Origin of the sequence: Streptomyces sp. WZ.A104 (assembly GCF_002382885.1) — a bacterium.
Classification (GTDB): domain Bacteria; phylum Actinomycetota; class Actinomycetes; order Streptomycetales; family Streptomycetaceae; genus Streptomyces.
The window spans coordinates 37,003-55,327 of the sequence record NZ_NWVL01000042.1; the positions used below are offsets into that span (position 1 = coordinate 37,003).

Genomic DNA, 18,325 nt, shown 5'->3' on the forward strand with positions numbered 1-18,325 from the left:
GGCTGCGCTGTCACGTAATCACAGGTGTGAGAGCGAGCACCGGGTGCGGTGAACTCGTGCGGTGGTCCGACTGTGTCGGACCACCGCACGGGCCCCCTCGGTCGGCTCAGCCCTGGTCGATGGGCAGGGCGAGGTCGGTGACCTGCTTCGGGCGGGGGAAGGCGCCGAGGTCCTGGATGGCGCCGGTGAGGATGTCGACGTGGTAGAGGCGCATGGTTTCGCCGGTTTTGAGGGTGGCGAAGCCGTGGTTGGTGCCGTCCTTGGGTGAGGTGTGGATGTCGAAGCCGGCGTCGGGGCCTGCGTTGATGCCGAGGTTGCCGGTGGGTGCGAGGGTGCCGGCGTTGGCGGGTGATTGCAGGGAGACGCGGTCGGTGGTGGTGTCGATGTCGAAGAGGGTGGTGGCGGTGGCGGGGTTGAGGTCGTTGTTGGTGTAGGCGGCGGCGGTGACGCCGCGGGCGGTGGTGGGCGGTGTGGTGGGGTTGGTGAGAGTGTCGTCGGCGATGGTGGAGAGCGGGGCGGCGTTGTCGTCGATGTTGTGGCGCAGGTTCTGGCCGGTGTCGCTGATGACGCGGAGCCGGTTGGCGGCGGGGTTGAAGTCGACGCCGAAGTGCTTGCCGGAGAGGGTAACGGTGAGCTGGGAGACCTTCATGGCCTTGGCGTTGATGGTGCTGAGGGTGTAGATGCCGCCCTTGTCGCCGACGCCGTAGAGCTTTTCGTTCTGGACGCGGAAGTCGATGCCGACGATCTTGGTGTCGCCGCGCAGTCCGGACACCTTGCCGATGTTCATCGGCTTGGCGGGCCGGTCGACGTCGAACTGGACCAGGTGCTGGTCGGCGGTGAGTCCGATGGCGGTGAGCGCCTTGTGTGCTCCGTGGTCCGGGCCGTGCCCGTGGCGGCCGTCCGCGGTGGCCAGTGCCGGGACGGCCAGGGCCGCTGCCACGGCCAGGGATACGGCGGCGATAGCGGTCTTGCGCTTACGCATGATTCTCCCGGAGAAGAGAGGGCGCCGACGCGAAAAGTCGGCGAGTCGTAAGTCGTACGAGGCTGTGGCACGCGCGGATTGGGTGAGGCGTTCGGGTTCACTCCGTTGGAGTCGTGCGACGGGTGGGCGGTTGGCATCTCATCGTGCCTTCGGTATGTGCGGCCGCCGACTTGCGGGGATGAGTGCACGGCCGACTGCCGTGGTCCCCTCCTCAGCGCGGTGCTCCAGCGACACCGCCGCGCTGTGCCAGTGATACTGCTAGGCGGTGGCTGTTGCACATAGATTGCAGCAAGAGCTGCGTGACTCTTTCGGCCCAGTGCCGGGCGTCTGTGTCGTCGTCATTTCTGCGCGGCACCTTTTCCGCTGCTTTGCCGCTCCCACCGGGCCTTTCGTCTGAATCGGCCCCCGCGGCTGACGTGACGACGTCAGGTTGGTCGGCCCGGAATGGGGTTTCGGCGTGCTTGTCTACGGCGGAGCGACGCTTGACGGTGTGGCCGGGTCCCGGCCCTGCCGGTTGTTGCGTGCGTCCTTTCCGTCGGCACGGTCGGCGCGAGATGTTCCGGCGCGGTGCCGCACGCCATCCCATCAGCCCACCCCCCTGGCCACCGCATGCCCTCACGGCCGCGGTGAGAGGCAGGGGCAGCAGACAGAAGGAATGCCGTGAAGCTTTCGAAGGCCAGGCCGCGCTCGCGGCGCGTCTTGGACAAGTCCCTGCTCGTGCTCGGCAGCACCACCCTGGCCGCCGGGCTCGGAGCGATGACCCTCGCCCCCGGCCTCAGCGCGGCCTCCAGCCACCGTGAGGCCCCCCTGATCGCCGGGGACCCGCGGGCGGACAACACCGACGTGTACGCGTTCACCAGCCCCGACAAGTCCGACACCGTGACGATGGTGGCGAACTGGATCCCGTTCGAGGAGCCCAACGGCGGCCCGAACTTCTACGCGTTCGGCGACGACCTGCGCTACAACATCAAGATCGACAACACCGGTGACGGCGTCGCCGATGTCACCTACAGCTGGCGCTTCCGCAGCAGCTACCGCGACGACGCGAACCAGTTCCTCTACAACACCGGCCCGGTCACCTCGCTGAACGACCCGGACCTGAACTTCCGCCAGGTCTACGACCTCGTCGTCACCACCGGAGGAAAGAGCCGGACCGTCCTGAAGGGTGTGCCGGCCGCCCCGTCCCGTACCGGCAAGGCGTCGATGCCCGACTACGCGGCCCTGCGCAAGCAGGCGACCTTCGGTCTGCCGGGCGGCGGCAAGACGTACGCGGGCCAGGCCGAGGACCCCTTCTTCGCCGACCTCCGCGTCTTCGATCTGCTGTACGGCGGCGACCTGAGCGAGCGAGGCCAGGACACCCTGGCCGGCTACAACGTCAACACCATCGCCATCCAGGTCCCCAAGAAGCAGCTCGCCCTGAACGGGAACACCTCCCGCAACCCGGTCATCGGCGTGTGGTCGACCACCGACCGCGGGGGCGTCACAGTCAACGACTCCCGTGACAAGGCTGCCGGGCAGCAGTGGAAGCAGGTTTCCCGCCTCGGGAACCCGCTGGTCAACGAGGTCGTCGTCCCGCTGAAGTTCAAGGACGCCTTCAACACCCTCAACCCCAGCCAGGACCGCACCGTCCAGCCGGTCGTCGACAAGGTGTACGACCCGATCCTGCCCAAGCTCATCCAGCAGGTCTACGGCATCCCCGCCCCCAAGACGCCCCGCAACGACCTCGCGGAGATCTACCTGACGGGCATCTGCAAGGCCTGTGGTCCGATCAAGGCCGACCTGAACGCGCACCGCCTCAACAAGGACGCGCCACTCAAGAGGATCGTCCCGGCGGAGGAGCTGCGCCTGAACATGACGGTGCCGCCCACCGCGAAACCGCAGCGCCTCGGAGTGCTCGCGGGCGACCTGGCAGGCTTCCCGAACGGGCGCCGCCTCGCCGACGACGTCATCGACATCTCGCTCCAGGCCGTCATGGGCGCCGCCCAGACCGGCGAACTCGTCCCCGCGCTCGCGGAAGGCGACAAGGTCGACACCAACGAGGTCCCCTTCGGCGCCTCGTTCCCCTACGTCGCGCTGCCCCACACCAAGCACGTCAACCGCGGCCCTGACGCGGCCGGCCGCAACGCCGAGCAGACCTCGGCACATAACCGCCCGGCCGGCCCCGCCATGGAGACCACCCAGGCCGCGGCGCTCGCCGGCGCCGGTGCGCTGCTCCTCGGCATCGGCGGCTTCCGCCTGCGCCGTCGCAACAAGGACAGCTGACCCGGCAGCGCCACACACGCACGGCGTTCACAGTGCCCGGGCCAGGGCAGCGCTGCACCGGCCCGGGCACCCGCGCCGTCGACGCCCGACACAAGGGGAGGACCTTTCGTGCATCCGGACCACACCACTTCCCAGTCCGCGCCGCCACCACGGGCACGAGGTGGCCGTCGAGTGCGGAACATCGCGATCACCCTGGCCCTCGGTGCGACGATGTTCGCCGTCGGGGCGGTCATGCTGACACCCGGCGGCACCACCTCTTCGCCACCCTCGGCCCACGGCCAGCCCGTCGGTGCGCCGAGCGGGTCGATCGAGGCGCTCCAGGCGCGCGTGACCCGGCTGCCGAAAGACGCAGGCGGCTGGGCCGCCCTGGGAATGGCCTACGTCCAGCAAGCGCGTACCACCGCTGATCCGGCCACCTATGACCGGGCCGAGAAGGCGCTGCGCACCTCGCTCTCCGTCCAGCGCGAGGGAAACACGGACGCGGAAATCGCCATGGGCGCCCTGGCCGCTGCCCGCCACGACTTCCCCACCGCACTGGAATGGGCCCGCAAAGCAACCGCGAGCGGCCCGTACAGCTCTTCCGCCTACGGGGTCCTGGCCGACGCGTACACCCAGCTCGGCCGCTACGACGAAGCCGACGCCGCCGTGCAGAAGATGGCGGATCTGCGGCCGGACGCCGCCTCCCTCGCCCGCGCTTCCTACGCCTTCGAACTCAAGGGAGACACCGAGCGGGCCCGCGCCCTGATGGGCAGATCCCTGGCGGCAGCGGCCACGGGGGACGAGCGGGCGTTCGCCCACAACGTCCTGGCCACCCTGGATCTCCAGAACGCCAACCCCCGGGCAGCCCTCACCCGCACACAGACCGCGCTCAGAGCCGCCCCGGGCGATTCGGCGCTCCTGGAGACCCGGGCCCGCGCGCACCTGGCATTGGGTGACACCGCCAAGGCTCTTGCCGACTACCGGGCGGCCATCGCGATCGCCCCCCTGCCCCACTACCTGCTGGGCCTGGGCGAACTGGAGCAGTCACTGGGCAACGGCGCCCGGGCCGAAGAGAGTTATGAACTCCTGCGCGCCCAGGACCGCATCCGGGAAGCGGCCGGCGACCCGGCGGACACCGACGCGATCCTCTTCGAAGCCGACCACGGCAACCCGAAGCGGGCCCTCACCATGGCCGAACAGACCCTTCGCACACGCCCGTTCGTCGCCGTCCACGACGCGTACGCCTGGGCTCTGCACCAGGCAGGCCGGGATGCCGAAGCCCTCGCCCAGGCCGACAAGGCCCTGGCCCAGGGCACTCGCAGCGCGCTCTTCCGCTACCACCGTGCCGCCATCCACCACTCCCTCGGCGACACCGAGGCAGCGCGCCGCGACCTGACCGAGGCGCTGCGCGAGCCGGCCTTCCACCCTCTGCACGCCGATGCCGCCCGCACCCTGCTCCAGCGAATCGACACCACACCATGAACCACACCCTGCGCCGAACCGTCACTACCCTGGCCGCCACCGCTTTCGCCGCCCTCGCCTGCGTGGCAGCAGCCCCCCACGCAACCGCCCACCCCCTGGGTAACTTCAGCGTCAACCACCACACGGGCCTCGTCCTTCGGCCCGACCGGATCGACGCCCACATCGTGGTGGACCGCGCGGAGATCGCAGCCCTCCAGGAACGCCCCACCGTCGACGCCGACCGCGACGGCACGATCAGCGACGGCGAATCGCGCGCCTACGCTGAGAAGACCTGCTCCTCGCTGAGCGGGCAGCTCCACCTGAACGTGGACGGAACGGCAGTGGACTGGAGTCGGTCTTCGGCCGCCCTGGAGTACCAGAAGGGCGAGGCGGGTCTGCAGACCAGTCGCCTCACCTGCCGGCTGAGCGCCCCGGCCGAGCTGGGCGCACCCGCCGAGATCCGGGCTGAGACGGACTACGACACCCGACGCGTCGGCTGGCACGAAATGACCGCCACAGGCCAGGGCCTCAGCATCACCCGGAGCGACGTTCCCGCCACGTCCGCGACCCGCGAACTGCGCCAGTACCCGGAAGATCCCCTCGCCTCCGCGCTCGACCAGCGCACAGCGGCACTGAACACCGAGCCCGGACAGGGGGCGACCCTGCCGGCGGTGGCGGACCTCCCCGGCGCGGGCGTGATCAGCGCGGCGCTTGCCAAGGTGACCGGGGCCTTCGACGCCCTCGTCGGGGCCCGCGAGATCACGCTCCCGGTGGGACTGCTGGCTCTGCTCCTCGCCATCGTCCTGGGGGCCTCCCACGCGGCGATGCCCGGCCACGGCAAGACCATCATGGCCGCCTACCTCGCAGGCCGCCGCGGCACCAGACGCGACGCGCTCACCGTCGGCGCCACGGTGACCCTCACGCACACGGCCGGTGTCCTCGTTCTCGGTCTCGCTCTGCCGGTCTCCACCCACCTGGCCGGCGAATCCGTCCTGATGTGGCTCGGAGCCGCCAGCGGACTCCTCGTCACAGGCATCGGCCTGTGGCTCCTCAACGGAGCCGTTCGTGGCAGGCCGCAACACAACCACCACCACCACGGACCGCACCACGGTCACAGCCACAGTGACGGCGGCCACCACCATCACCACGGGCCGGGCCACAGCCACAGCCACAGCCATGGTGACGCCAGCCACCATCATGGCCACGACCACGGGCCGGACGGCCCGCACGATCACGGGCCCGTCGCATCGCCCACCGAGCCCGGCACCGCACCAGCCGCGGACCTCCGGCCGGACGTCAGGGTCGCCACCCTCGCCCCGCCGGACCACGAGCACCTTCCGTCGAGCACGTCGACACCCCCCAAGAGCACCCGGCGTGCAAGCAGGTCGGGCCTCGTCGGCATGGGCATCGCGGGCGGACTCGTCCCCAGCCCCTCCGCTTTGGTCGTGCTCCTCGGCGCGGTGGCCCTGGGGCGCACCGCCTTCGGTGTCCTCCTCGTCATCGGCTACGGCCTCGGCATGGCCGCCACGCTCACCCTCGCCGGACTCCTCCTCGTCCGCCTGCGTGAACGCATCGAGAGCCATGACCGGACTCGAACTCTGCGCCGCAACCCCCTCCTCCGGAAGCTGGTACGGACCGGCCCCGTCATCACCGCGCTCCTCGTCGTCTGCGTAGGCCTCGGCCTTACCCTGCGGGCCGCCACGGGGAACGGGTAGCGAAGGGCCTTCACGGATCACGTCTCGGGGCCGCGGCGGGGCGCGAAGCAAGCGCGTGCCCCTTCACCGCGTAGACGGCAGCCACGCATGAAGCCGGAGAGCATGAACCAGAACTGGCCCTGCGCCACCTTCGGACTCAGCAGCAGGCTGCGGTGAACAGCAGCCCGCCGACGGCAACCAGCAGGCCGAGGCGCGCTTTCGAGCGCGTCGACGTTGGGCTGCTCCGGCACAGTCGGCGGGTGACGCATACGAGGGCGCAGGCCGCCAGGAGGGCAAGAACGGCAGGGAGAGCGGCCGGATGGTCCACGTCCCTCGCTGAGTCCGGAGAAGCAGGGGAGAACGCCGCCCGGTACGCACCCGGGCGGTTTCCGATCTGCTTGCCACTTCTTTCCGTGCGTGTCGGCGGCCGGTGAGGGGTGCGCGGCGGCATGTGGGCGGTGCGCTTGGGGTACGGATAGGGGTCCGCTCACCCTGAGCGGAGGGGGAGGGGTGGGATGTGGATGCTCGTGGGGGTGTTCTGGCTCTGATGGGTTCGGGCGAGACGAGCCCGACCATGGTCACGTTGCACCGGGAACTCGTCGCGCACCTGGGCGGCGACGCTGATGCGGTGATCCTGGAGACACCGTACGGATTCCAGGTCAACCGCGACGACATCTCCAACCGTGCCCGCGAATACTTCCGACGCTCCGTGAGCCTCGCGACAGTGGTCGCTCCGGACAGCGGCGCGGACGCCCCTTCGAGCGGTACGCCGGGCGATGGCGGCGCGGACAAGGTCCGTGACCTGGTGCGCAGGGCGGACTGGGTGTTCTCGGGGCCCGGCAGCCCCTCGTACGCGCTGAACCGGTGGCACACCCTGCGCCTGGGCGAGATCCTGCGCGAACGGGTGGCACGCGGGCACGGCGTGACGGTGATGGCCTCCGCAGCGGCGTGCACGGTGGGATTCGCGGCGCTGCCCGTCTACGAGGTGTACAAAGCCGGGCATCCTCCCGCGTGGCTGACCGGGCTTGATCTGCTCGGGGTGCTCGGCCTGCCGGTCGCGGTGATCCCGCACTACGACAACGCCGAGGGAGGCACGCACGACACCCGCTTCTGCTATCTGGGCGAGCCCCGCCTCACCGTCCTGGAGCACGAACTCCCCGACGAGAGCGCCGTCCTCGGCATCGATGAGCACACGGCTGTCATCGTCGATCTCGGTACCTCGCTGGTACGTGTGTGGGGGCGGGGTGTCATGACGATCCGGCGGCGGGGAGCGAGCGTCCTGGTGCCCGGCGGCACCACGCTGCCCGTGGAGCAACTGCGCGACTTGGTGGCAGGAACGCAACCCGCAGTGGTTCCCTTGCCTCGCCGTCCTGCCGAAACCGATGAGGGTGCCGGCGCCGCCCGCCACGCCGCCACGGCCGGCACCGGCGGTGCGGCGACACTGCAGGAGGCCGTTGCGGCAGCGGAGTTGCGGTTCGATTCAGCGCAGGAAGCGCGGGACGCCCGGACCATGGCCGAGGCGGCGGTGGAGCTTGAGTCGGTAATCGCCGCGTGGAGCGCCGACATGGAGGAGGACCAGGGCGGAGAGTGGGCCCGCACGGTCCTGCACGGCATGATCCGCCGCCTCGCCCAGGACGCCGGGCGTGGTCTGAGCGAGCCGGAGCACACCCTCGGGCGGATCCTGGTGCCCCTTCTCGGCCTGCGCAGGAGGCTGCGTGCGGACGGCGCCTACGACCTGGCGGACGAGCTGCGTGAAGCCCTGGCAGCCGGCGGCGTCCGGCTGACCGACACCGCAGAGAGTAGCCAATGGTGGTGGGAGGAAGAGACCGACGACCAGCAGACCGGCACGCGTTCGCAGGCGTAGAGAAAACCAGTGGACCCCTTTAAGTCGATTTGCGCACTTGCATAGGCTTTGCAATAAGATCGGCAGAGGGGCCCCTCCCCTCCGGACTCTCCCGCCGACGTTGGAGCCGTGCACGATGCCGCTCGCCTCGCACGAAGCGCCTGATGTGCCGCCGGTCGCCGTCGAAGTGGTGCTGCTGCGGCACGATCCACGCGAGGGCTTCACCTATCGCCGGCTGATCACGGCACTCGGCAGAGGGGTGAGCCCGGACCATGCCGCGAGGGGTCTCGCGCTCCTTGGCGAACACGACGAGACGCACTTGGTGCACTCGACCAGCTGGCGGGCCACTCGCGAGGGCGGCATCACCCTGACCTACCTCGTCCACCCGGACCCCGCCCCGGACCAGCCCGGCACCCTGCTCCCGGAACCGCACAGGATTGCCCGCTCATCCAGGCCGGGCCACCCGTCCCCTCCGGACCTGGAAGTCGGCCACGTCGTAGCGCACGCCGTCCGCCATCTCGCGTTCCTGGAACGTACCGATCCCGCCGTCGCCGCACACGTCTCCGCCTGGCCCGGCCTGGTGCACGCCTTGCACTCCCTACCCCTTGCCACCGCGGGAGAAATGGCGCACGCCTGAGCCTCCGTCGCGCCGCGACTCCACCCCGCCACGCCGGGCCGGGCTCTGGCCAGTACACGCCCCCGTTCGGCTCCGCCGCCGTTGCGGGCGCAGCACACGCATGGTGACCTGGGTGCAGCCCAGCGTCACATTATGGGACTTTTACCGCGCGATCCTTGTCGCTCCAGGGCGAGCTCCTGCGGGCCCGGACGGCGCTTGGAAGCTTCAGCTCCCAGCCGCCCCGCCTGGACTCTCCGGAGGGCAAGCGGCTCTCACCGGAAACGGACCCCCATGCACGCTCCCCGCATGCTCCGACGCCGCCCCGCATCCCGCCGGGCCGAGCGCACCCTCGCCGCCACCGGCGCACTGGCCCTGCTGACCGCCGCGGCGGTCACCGGCCTCACTCCCGCCTCCAGTTCGGCCTCCAGCCACCGTGAGGCGCCGCTGATCGCCGGAGACCCGAGGGCGGACAACACCGACGTCTACGCCTTCACCAGCCCGGACAAGCCCGACACCGTCACCCTGGTGGCCAACTGGCTCCCGTTCCAGGAGCCCAGCGGCGGACCGAACTTCTACCCGTTCGCCGAGGACGCCCGCTACAACATCAAGATCGACGCGGACGGCAACGGCAAGCCGGACACGACGTACACGTGGGAGTTCACCGACCACGTCCGCGACGACGCCGACCAGTTCCTCTACAACACCGGTGTCGTGAAGTCGGTGAACGACGAGACCCTGAACTTCCGGCAGACCTACAGCCTGAAGGTCACTGACAGCAGCGGGACCACCAAGACGCTCCTGAAGGACTCCCCGGTCGCACCCTCGAACGTCGGCAATGCGTCGATGCCCGACTACGCCGCCCTGCGCAAGGAGGCCGTGGTTCCGCTGCCGGGCGGCGGAACGGCCTTCGCCGGCCAGGCGTCCGACCCGTTCTTCCTGGACCTGCGGATCTTCGACCTCCTGTACGGGGGCGACCTCTCCGAGACCGGCCACAACACGCTGGCCGGCTACAACGTCAACACTCTCGCCGTCCAGGTGCCCAAGTCGACGCTGGCACTCAAGGGCGACACGAAGCGCAACCCCGTCATCGGCGTGTGGTCCACCACCGACCGCCGAGGAGCCGACGTCACGGGCGCCGGTGGCAAGGGCACCGAGGACGCGAAGGCGAAGGAGGCGCAGGGGGAGCCCGCCAAGGACGGAAATGCCGACGAGTGGCGGCAGGTCTCCCGGCTGGGCAACCCGCTCGTCAACGAGGTCGTCGTGCCGCTGAAGTTCAAGGACGCCTTCAACGCGCTGAGCCCGGAGAAGGACGCCACGATCACCCCGGTCGTCGACAAGGTCAAGGACCCCATCGTCCCCAAGCTCGTCGAGAGCATCTACAAGATCCCGGCCCCCGCTACCCCGCGCAACGACCTCGTCGAGATCTTCCTTACCGGGATCTGCAAGGAGTGCGGCCCCATCAAGGCGGACCTCAACTCGCAGCGCCTCAACCAGGACGTCGACAAGGCCGCCGTCGTCCCTGCGGAGATGCTGCGTCTGAACATGTCCGTCCCGCCCGCGGCCAAGCCCAACCGCCTCGGCGTCCTCGGCAAGGACCTGGCCGGATTCCCCAACGGCCGCCGACTCAACGACGACGTCGTCGACATCGAACTCCAAGCCCTCCAGGGCGCCGCGCAGACCGGCAAGCTCGTGCCCGCCCTGGCAGCGGGCGACGCCGTCGACACCCCCTACCGCGAGCCGGGTGACACCTTCCCGTACGTGGCGTTGCCCAACACCGCGGCCGTCAACCAGGCCGACTCGCTCCACCCCGACGGCGGCGTCGGCGCCGGCCTCGGCGGCCTCGCCTCCGGCGACGGCTTCCCCGTCGTACCCGTCACCGCCCTGGGCGGCGGGGCACTCCTGGCCATGGCCGGAGTGCTTGCCCTGCGCCGACGACGCGGCGTCGGCCAGGCATGAACAGCCCGCTCTTCTCCGGTCGCCCGCCCCGCTCCTGGCGGGGCGGGCGACCGGGCCACCACCCAGGCAGACACCTCCTGCGGCTCGGCCCAACTGTCCCCCTGAAAAGAGCCGTCGGGGCCTTGGCCATCACTTTCGGCATAGCCTCGGCCTGTCTCGGCATATCCGAACTGGTGACGGAGACTGCACGGGCACCCGGCCCTCTCGCCCTGGGCAGTGTGCCGGTGCACACCGGACCCGCCGAGGCCGCCGAGCCCGGGAAACAGGCAAGCGCGGCGCCCCCGGTGCGCATCCGCATACCCGCCATCGGCCTCGACCAGCCCCTAACGGGCGTGCGGGTCCAGCAGGACGGCCGTCTCGGTGTCCCCCCAGACCCCTCAACGGTCAGCTGGTGGAGCGACGGACCGATACCCGGTAACTCGGGAGCGGCCATAGTCGTCGGTCATGTCGACTCTGCCACCGGCCCGGGCGCCTTCCACGGCCTTTCCACACTCCGCCCGGGCGATAAAATCACTGTCGCCAGCGACGACCGCTCCCACATCACCTTCACCGTCCAGGCACTGCGCCAGTACGCGAAGGACACCTTCCCCGACAGCAAGGTCTACGCGACCACCGGCCCGCCCGCACTCCACCTCATCACCTGCTCCGGCACCTACGACCGAGCCCGCGGCGAGTACCGCAGCAACCTCGTCATCTACGCCACCACAGCGTGAACCAGCGGCGAGTACCGGGACGAAAAGTCCTCGGACCCCAGACAGGTGATGCGCACCAGCGCCGCCGGTGGCGGGCGAGACCAGCAGGCGCCTGTTCCGGGCGGGACAGGGCGCGCTCCAGACCACCAGTGCGGGGACACTTCCAGCGCGACTCGTCGTTCTCCTCGAACGCACAGACACTTCACCGCACGAGGCTGCTCCCGCGCGGCATGCGGCAGTCGGCGTCCATGACCGGCTCCCGAGGAACTGAGCTCTCTCGCCTGGCCTGCGTTCAGGACGTAGGTCTGGAGACCGCAGGGCGGCCCTGGTCGCCAGGGTGCGGGTCTGAGGCGGCAGTGGTACCGGTTCGGGGCCGGTCGCCGGGAAGGAACGTCGGCCACCAGGCGCGGCGGCCGAGATCGAGGATGAGGGCCGGCACGAGAAAGAGGCGTACGAGAAGTGTGTCGATCAGGATCCCGATGGCGACGATGCAGCCGATCTGGGCGAGATAGAGCAAGGGCATGACCGTCAGGGTGGCGAAGGTGGCGGCCAGGATGAGCCCGGCGGCGCTGATGACGCCGCTGGTGGTCTCAAGCCCCGTACGCACCCCGGCAGCCGTACCGTGCCGTACTGCCTCACTGCGGATCCGGTGGACGAGGAAGATGTTGTAGTCCACTCCGAGCGCGACAAGGAAGACGAAGGAGAACAGCATCACCGCGGGCTCGGTCACGCTGGCGCCGGTGACCAGACGGAGCACAAGCGCCGCTGTGCCGAAGGCGGTGAACAGACTGGCCCAGGCCGCTGCGACCAGAAGCAACGGCAGCAGCACGCAGCGCAGTAACAGGACGAGCAGGACCAGGACCACGATGAGCACCAACGGTGTGATCAGCCGTTGGCCACGCACGGATGCCTCCTGGAGGTCCGCGTGCTGCGCGCTCTGCCCGCCGACCAGTACCTTTGTACCGGCCAGGGAGGCCCGGAGCCGGGTCACCGTCTCACGGGCGCGGGCGCTGTCCGGTGTGTCGCTCAGCGTTGCCAGGATCAGCGCCCTGCCCTCCGCTCCGGACGGGACAATGGCGGAGGCCGCCACGCCGGGAGTCGCCGCAACCTGGTTGCGTACGCCGGAGGCCCCGGAAGCAGGGGCCACAATGGTCAGAGGGCTCGCTGTCCCGGCTGGAAAGTGGCGCTTAAGGACCTCATGCCCGGCCACGGAGGGCGCACCGGCCGGCAGGGCCTGGTGCAGGGGAACGCCGCTCGGCGCGAGGAGCGGCGCGCAGGCCGCTCCCGCTGCCAGCAGCAGAAGACTGCCCACCCATACGCGGCGCGGGCGATGCGCGAGCGTACGAGCAGTGGCCGTCCAACGGCTCCCGGCTCCCCGCCCGTTAGGAGGCCGCAGCGTCCGTGGGCCGCACAGGACCAGAAGCGCCGGGAGGAAGGTCAGCGACACGGCGGCGCAGCAAACCATGGCGATCGCCACGGCCGGACCCAGTACCCGTTCGGCGGGCAGGTCGCTGAGAGTAAGTGTCATCATGGCGCAGGCGATGATGCCGGCGCTGGCCAGGACCGGTGGTGCGGTGGCCCGGCACGCGGCGGCCATCGCCGCAGCGGCGTCCGGCTGCCCGGCGAGTTCTTCGCGGTGGCGCGCAGCCAGCAGCAGCGCGTAGTCGGTACTCGCTCCCACGACCAGCACGAACACGATTCCCTGAGTCTGACCGTCGATCGGCAACAGGCCCGACCGAGCCAGTGCGTACAGGGCAGCACATGCTGCTGCCAGGGCCAGCAGCGCGCCCGCGATCACGAGCAGCGGCATCAGCACGCTGCGGTAGACGAGCAGAAGAATCACCAGGACGCCGCCCAGAGCAACGGCCAGAAGCGTCCCGTCGATCTTCGCGAAAGCATCATCCAGGTCCACCTGGGCGGCCGCGGGACCCGCCAGGTGCACAGTCGTTCCACTGACCGACGCGGCCGCCTCCCTGACGGTCGCGAGCCGGTCGCGCAGATCGGCAGGCCCCCCGGGGACCACGACGATCATGGCCCGGCTGTCCTCGGCGAGAACCGGAACGAGAGACGGGCCGGCAACACGGGCAGTGACCTCACGTGCCACAGCCTCCTGGCCCGGCGTGATCCGCGCACCCTCCTGACGGGGGACCCAGACCACGGCCAGGGGCAATGGCTCGGCCACGCCGGACGGGTTGAGCACGCGGGCCACCTGCTCGGACTCCGCACCGGCGGGCAGCTGCACCTCCGGACCGGCCCGTGCCACCTCCCCCAGACGAACGGTGTAGGGGCCGGTAGCGATGGCCAAGACCAGCCATAACAGAAGCACGGCCAGCGACCCTGCCCGGGTGAACCTCCGCACGACGACGGCCACCTCCCGATCATGGCGGCCGACGCCGCCCGGCGGCACGCCGAAGCCCGCGAACCCCTGTGGGATGGATGTACGAAAGCAGTTCGGCGCCAGAACCCGGCAGGATGGGCCCTGCGTCCAGATACCACCCGAACAGCCCAAACTTCCCGAATCGATGTGCCCACAGGGCAGCATCCTCGCGGGCTCCTCCTGTGAAGCACCTGAGGGTCAACGCCGCACCCTTCCAATGCCGGTAGAAGGCGTAGAAGGCTGAGCGGCGGACCGAGGTCGCAGACGGCAGGCCCTGCCGTGCCACAACTCCCTGAGTCGCCCGCGTCGACCGCCACGCTTCGAACTGACCGACGAGTGCCCGATGCCGCGGCCCCCCGGTGCCATCCCATCAAGCGAGTAGATCTGTAGATCGCGTTCCCCGCACGAAAGGGCGAGCGTGAGGCGGCGAGACGGGTACAGAGAAACCTCTCGCGAGCAGCACGGACGCGAAGAGCACAACGCCGCGCACACCGGCTACCACGACGTCTGGGAACTGATCTTGCTACGGCGGGGAACGATCACCTTCAGAGGGGCCCATCAGCGCAGGCCAGCGGATAGTGTCGGTTGGCCACCAGCTAAAACCCCTGTTGATCAGGGGTTTTTTGCTTTTCCAGGCTCTGGCGTGACCAACCGCGTGATCAACAGCCGAGAGATTCCCCAGGTCAGACCAGGGATGACAGGCCGAGCCGGCCCGCACCGGAGGCGGCGAGCTTCCGGAGACGGTAGGTGTTGCCCTCTCCGACCACGACCCGGCCCAGTTCGATGGCCCCTGTGTTCCACTTCACGAGGGACCATTCATACCCAGGGCTTCACCGCGCCGGACACGGGTCGGCTGCGGGCCGCGGGGGTTGCCATTGTGGACGTACCAGGCTGTCGGGGCCGGTGGCGGTCTTCGGGTTCTTGGCGCTGACGCCACTGGAGAAGGTTCGGATCGGTGTGGCGTCGACGGCGGCCGAGCCGTCCCAGAAATCTTCGATGACAGTTCTGGCCGGGGCGAGGGATGCTTCGGATCAGGGGGATGTTCCCTGAGCGGTCGACGAACTGGTGGGCCCGGGTGAAGTCGGCTGCCCTGACGTATCGGCGGCGTTCGCGGCCACGGCCTGTTCTTCGAGCCCCCTGAGCAGCGCAGCGGCGGCCGGTGATCGGCCGGCGCGGCTGCCGCTCTCCGGCCGAGGTGCTGCCGCATGACCACACGCCCTTCCGGCAGCCGCCGCAGGTTCGCGTAGACCCCGGCCAGTCCTGCAGGTCTGCGGTGAGCGACGCCGCCCGCCGCTGATGGCAGCTCACCGACCGGCGAAACGTCCCGCCCGGCGAGTACGAGGAAGCCTTCTGGCGGAGCCAGGAGCGAACCCCGCAGTCCGCCTGAAACAAAATCACCGGACTCCACGAAACTCGGGGCAGCTCAGCTAAAGATGCGCGCGGTTTGCTGCGGTGTTTTCGTTGAGCATGGCATGGCCCTGGTGTTCGTCGGGGGAGCCCTGCCCTTCCCGTTCGGCGCAACGCAGGAGGCATCCATGGTCAATACCCCGGACAAGACGCTCAACGGCAAGGTCGCCTTCGTCGGCGGCGCGTCCCGCAACCTCGGCGGACTGATCAGCACCACCCTCGGCGCGGAGGGCGCCCGGGTCGCGGTGCACTACAACAGTGACTCCTCTCGGGCCAAGGCCGAGGATGTCGTCGCACAAATCAACGAGGGGCCGGGCCAGGCGTTCGCGATTCAGGGTGATCTGACGAAGGTCGCCGAAGTGGAGCGGGTCCTCGACGAGGTCGTGAACCGGTTCGGAAAGCTCGACTACAGCATCAACACCGCTGGCATGGTATTGAAGAAGCCGCTGACCGAGATCACGGAGGAGGAGTACGACCGCATGTTCGCGGTCAACTCCAAGGCGGCGTTCTTCGTGATGCGTGAGGCCGCCCGGCGGATCGAGGACGGTGGGAAGATCATTACCATCGTCACGTCGCTGCTCGCCGCGTACACAGGCCTGTACTCGTCGTACGCGGGCAGCAAGGCGCCGGTCGAGCACTTCACTCGTGCCCTGTCGAAGGAGTTGTTCGGCCGGAACGTCTCGGTCAACGCCATCGCTCCGGGACCGATGGACACGGCATTCTTCTATCCCGCCGAGGATGACGACTCCGTCGCCTACCACAAGTCCTCCGCGATGAACGGCGACCTCACCAAGATCGAGGACATCGTGCCGTGGGTGCGGCACTTGCTGACCGAGGGCTGGTGGGCCAACGGCCAGACGATCTTCCTCAACGGCGGCTACACCACCCGCTGACCGGCACCACTGCGGCGGCGGCGCCATGCTGTCCGGCCGCCGCCCTCACGTCCGATGCTTGCGGAGGCTTCCCAGGTCTTCCAGTTCCCGGCCCCCGTCGTGGCCGCGTTCGTCGCCGCGGTCAACGCCGGCGACAAGGCCGCGTTCCCTGCCGACCTCGCGCTGGACGCCACCATGTCCGACGACGCGACAGGCCAAGGCACCAACGGCTGGACCGAAAGGGAGATCCTCTTCTCGGGACGGCCGTATGGGCATGGAGAGCCTGTCTCCCGATGGGCGGTCCCTGGTGGTCACCTGCAAGTCCACCTGGGAACGCATGCGTACCCGGTCGGGCCTACCACAACCGTCGGCAGGACCAACCCGCTTCGAGACCGGTCAAGCCTGAATCGGACCACCCCCGCCGACGCCACCATGCTCCTCACCGCACCGCAGGGATCACACGCCCATGAGCCAGACACCTTTCATCGCCGACGCCTGGTACCGGCCGATGATCGCCCGCCCACGGGACGAGAAGCACCGCAGCGCGACCGCCCTGGAACTCTTCTTCGACCTGTGCTTCGTCGCCGCCGTGGCCCAGGCGGCCGTGGCGTTCGAGCACGAACTGGCCGAAGGACACATCGGCCACGGCATCCTCGGCTACGCCCTGGTGTTCTTCGCGATCTGGTGGGCCTGGATGAACTTCACGTGGTTCGCCTCCGCCTACGACAACGATGACGTCCCCTACCGGCTCCTCACCCTGGTCCAGATCACCGGCGCTCTGATCATGGCCGCCGGTGCGGCCGAAGCCCTCCAGCGCCAGGACTTCACCGTCATTACCTGGGGCTATGTCGTCATGCGCCTTGCGATGGTCACCCAGTGGCTGCGCGCCGCGCGTTCCGACCCCGACCGCCGTACCACCTGCCTGCGCTACGCGGCCGGAATCCTCGTGGTCCAGGCTGGCTGGGTCGGGCGTCTGTTCCTTCCCGGCGACGGGGGCCTTGCTGTGTTCGCGGTCCTGGCCCTGGCCGAACTCGCCGTCCCCGCCTGGGCCGAGCGGGCCGCCATCACCACGTGGCACCCGCACCACATCGCGGAACGCTACGGCCTGTTCACCATCATCGTCCTCGGCGAGTCGATTACCGCGGCCACGGTTGCCGTCCGAACCGCCCTCGACGGAGACGCCGCGCTCGGCGACATCGCCACCCTCGTCGTCGGCGGCATTCTCACCGTCTTCGCCCTGTGGTGGTACTACTTCGCCCAGGACGCGCCCCGAAGGCTCACCAGCCTGCGCTCCGCCCTGATGTGGGGCTACGGCCACTACGCCGTCTTCGCCTCCGCCGCAGCCGTCGGCGCCGGACTCGCACTCAACGTCGCCCACACCACCGGCCACGGCCACCTCACCGACCGCACTGCCGCAGCTGCCTACACCATCCCCGTCGCCGTCTACATCACCGTCGTCTGGCTCCTGCACCACCGGGCTTCCGACGTACGCAACACGAACGACATCATTCACCCCAGCGCCGTCCTCGCGATCCTGGCCGCGACCTTCTCACCCACCCCCGTGCTCGTCACCGGAGTCCTCACGACAGTCCTCATCGCCGCAACCCTCCTCGTGGGGGCACGCGCCGCTGCCGCGACTCGTCACGCCTGAGACGAACCCACCGGCTGACGCCCCGCGATTCCCCCCTGCGGAGTGTGGTGCTCCGAACGAGACCGCGCGACCCTCCCTGCGGGCATCGGTGTCACGGCAAGGCGTCGATCACGACTCCCCGACCGGAGCTTGGGGAACGCGAGGTCCAGGTCGTCGGCCTGAGTGGTCAGCCTCTTGTCCCGGTGGCCATTGCGTAACGCGGTCCGGGTGTCGGTGCGCTCGTTCCGCTCCGCGCCAATCCTCGCAGTGCTCGGCCTCGATCAGTTCCCGGAGCATCCGCTCGGCCACCCCGCGGACGAGTTCGAGCCCGTCCGCCGGATTCGGTGACCCCAGCAACGTCGGCGTGCTGCTGCCAGTGGACGGGCCTTCCGACTGCTTGACGCCGCCAGATGTCGGCGAAGGCATCGACGAGGGCATCAGGCCGGCAGCGGCGTCGGGTGAGGTGGCCGCGCTGGCCGAGGCCCGCAAGCGCATCCGGCTGCTGGAGCAAGAGAACGAAATCATGAGGCAGTCCGGGCCGACGCATGGCAGGC

At 69.5% G+C, this 18,325-nt stretch carries 13 protein-coding genes; 9 read left to right on the forward strand and 4 right to left on the reverse strand.

Translation table 11 applies throughout. The features are described 5' to 3' along the window. Positions 1–106 precede the first annotated feature (106 nt). A complete protein-coding gene (locus tag CIB93_RS22235; RefSeq protein WP_096629220.1) occupies positions 107–982 on the reverse strand; it encodes a DUF4394 domain-containing protein in 876 nt (291 codons plus the stop codon). Between the two features lie 660 nt (positions 983–1,642). On the opposite strand from CIB93_RS22235, the gene CIB93_RS22240 reads away from it, so the two are divergent. The 7 genes from CIB93_RS22240 (at position 1,643) to CIB93_RS22270 (ending at position 11,506) form a co-directional block, all read left to right on the forward strand. After that, positions 1,643–3,244 carry a DUF4331 domain-containing protein gene (locus CIB93_RS22240; protein WP_096629222.1) on the forward strand — a complete coding sequence of 534 codons (1,602 nt, stop codon included), beginning with the start codon at positions 1,643–1,645 and terminating at the stop codon, positions 3,242–3,244. Positions 3,245–3,352: 108 nt separating this feature from the next. Beyond that, entirely contained in the window at positions 3,353–4,705 is a 1,353-nt protein-coding gene (locus CIB93_RS22245; protein WP_096629224.1) for a tetratricopeptide repeat protein, read from the forward strand. Beyond that, entirely contained in the window at positions 4,702–6,399 is a 1,698-nt protein-coding gene (locus CIB93_RS22250; protein WP_096629226.1) for a nickel transporter, read from the forward strand. Before CIB93_RS22245 ends, CIB93_RS22250 begins: the two co-directional genes overlap by 4 nt. A 553-nt stretch (positions 6,400–6,952) precedes the next feature. Continuing rightward, positions 6,953–8,242, forward strand: coding sequence for a hypothetical protein (locus CIB93_RS22255; protein WP_143660075.1), 1,290 nt, complete (start codon positions 6,953–6,955; stop codon positions 8,240–8,242). Positions 8,243–8,357: 115 nt separating this feature from the next. After that, the gene (locus CIB93_RS22260; protein ID WP_143660076.1) at positions 8,358–8,858 is read left to right on the forward strand and encodes a hypothetical protein; all 501 of its coding nucleotides are present in this window, start codon (positions 8,358–8,360) and stop codon (positions 8,856–8,858) included. A 285-nt stretch (positions 8,859–9,143) separates the two neighbouring features. After that, positions 9,144–10,793 carry a DUF4331 domain-containing protein gene (locus tag CIB93_RS22265; protein WP_257002311.1) on the forward strand — a complete coding sequence of 550 codons (1,650 nt, stop codon included), beginning with the start codon at positions 9,144–9,146 and terminating at the stop codon, positions 10,791–10,793. Positions 10,794–10,915: 122 nt separating this feature from the next. Further along, complete coding sequence (locus tag CIB93_RS22270; protein WP_179500204.1) at positions 10,916–11,506, forward strand: class F sortase; 591 nt, start codon at positions 10,916–10,918, stop codon at positions 11,504–11,506. A gap of 271 nt (positions 11,507–11,777) precedes the next feature. On the opposite strand, the gene CIB93_RS22275 is transcribed toward CIB93_RS22270, so the two are convergent. Together CIB93_RS22275 and CIB93_RS38995 are read right to left on the reverse strand one after the other, a co-directional pair. Continuing rightward, positions 11,778–13,856 carry an MMPL family transporter gene (locus CIB93_RS22275; RefSeq protein WP_257002312.1) on the reverse strand — a complete coding sequence of 693 codons (2,079 nt, stop codon included), beginning with the start codon at positions 13,854–13,856 and terminating at the stop codon, positions 11,778–11,780. A 689-nt stretch (positions 13,857–14,545) separates the two neighbouring features. Beyond that, positions 14,546–14,668, reverse strand: a complete 123-nt coding sequence (locus CIB93_RS38995; RefSeq protein WP_257002313.1) for a hypothetical protein — start codon at positions 14,666–14,668, stop codon at positions 14,546–14,548. A 729-nt stretch (positions 14,669–15,397) separates the two neighbouring features. On the opposite strand from CIB93_RS38995, the gene CIB93_RS22285 reads away from it, so the two are divergent. Next, the gene (locus CIB93_RS22285) at positions 15,398–16,162 is read left to right on the forward strand and encodes an SDR family oxidoreductase (RefSeq protein ID WP_096629259.1); all 765 of its coding nucleotides are present in this window, start codon (positions 15,398–15,400) and stop codon (positions 16,160–16,162) included. Positions 16,163–16,607: 445 nt separating this feature from the next. Next, positions 16,608–17,792, forward strand: coding sequence for a low temperature requirement protein A (locus CIB93_RS22295; RefSeq protein WP_257002314.1), 1,185 nt, complete (start codon positions 16,608–16,610; stop codon positions 17,790–17,792). Here the strand turns inward: CIB93_RS22295 and CIB93_RS39000 are convergent. Beyond that, entirely contained in the window at positions 17,783–18,031 is a 249-nt protein-coding gene (locus CIB93_RS39000; protein WP_257002316.1) for a transposase, read from the reverse strand. The two genes, CIB93_RS22295 and CIB93_RS39000, sit on opposite strands and share 10 nt — an antisense overlap. Positions 18,032–18,325 lie beyond the last annotated feature (294 nt).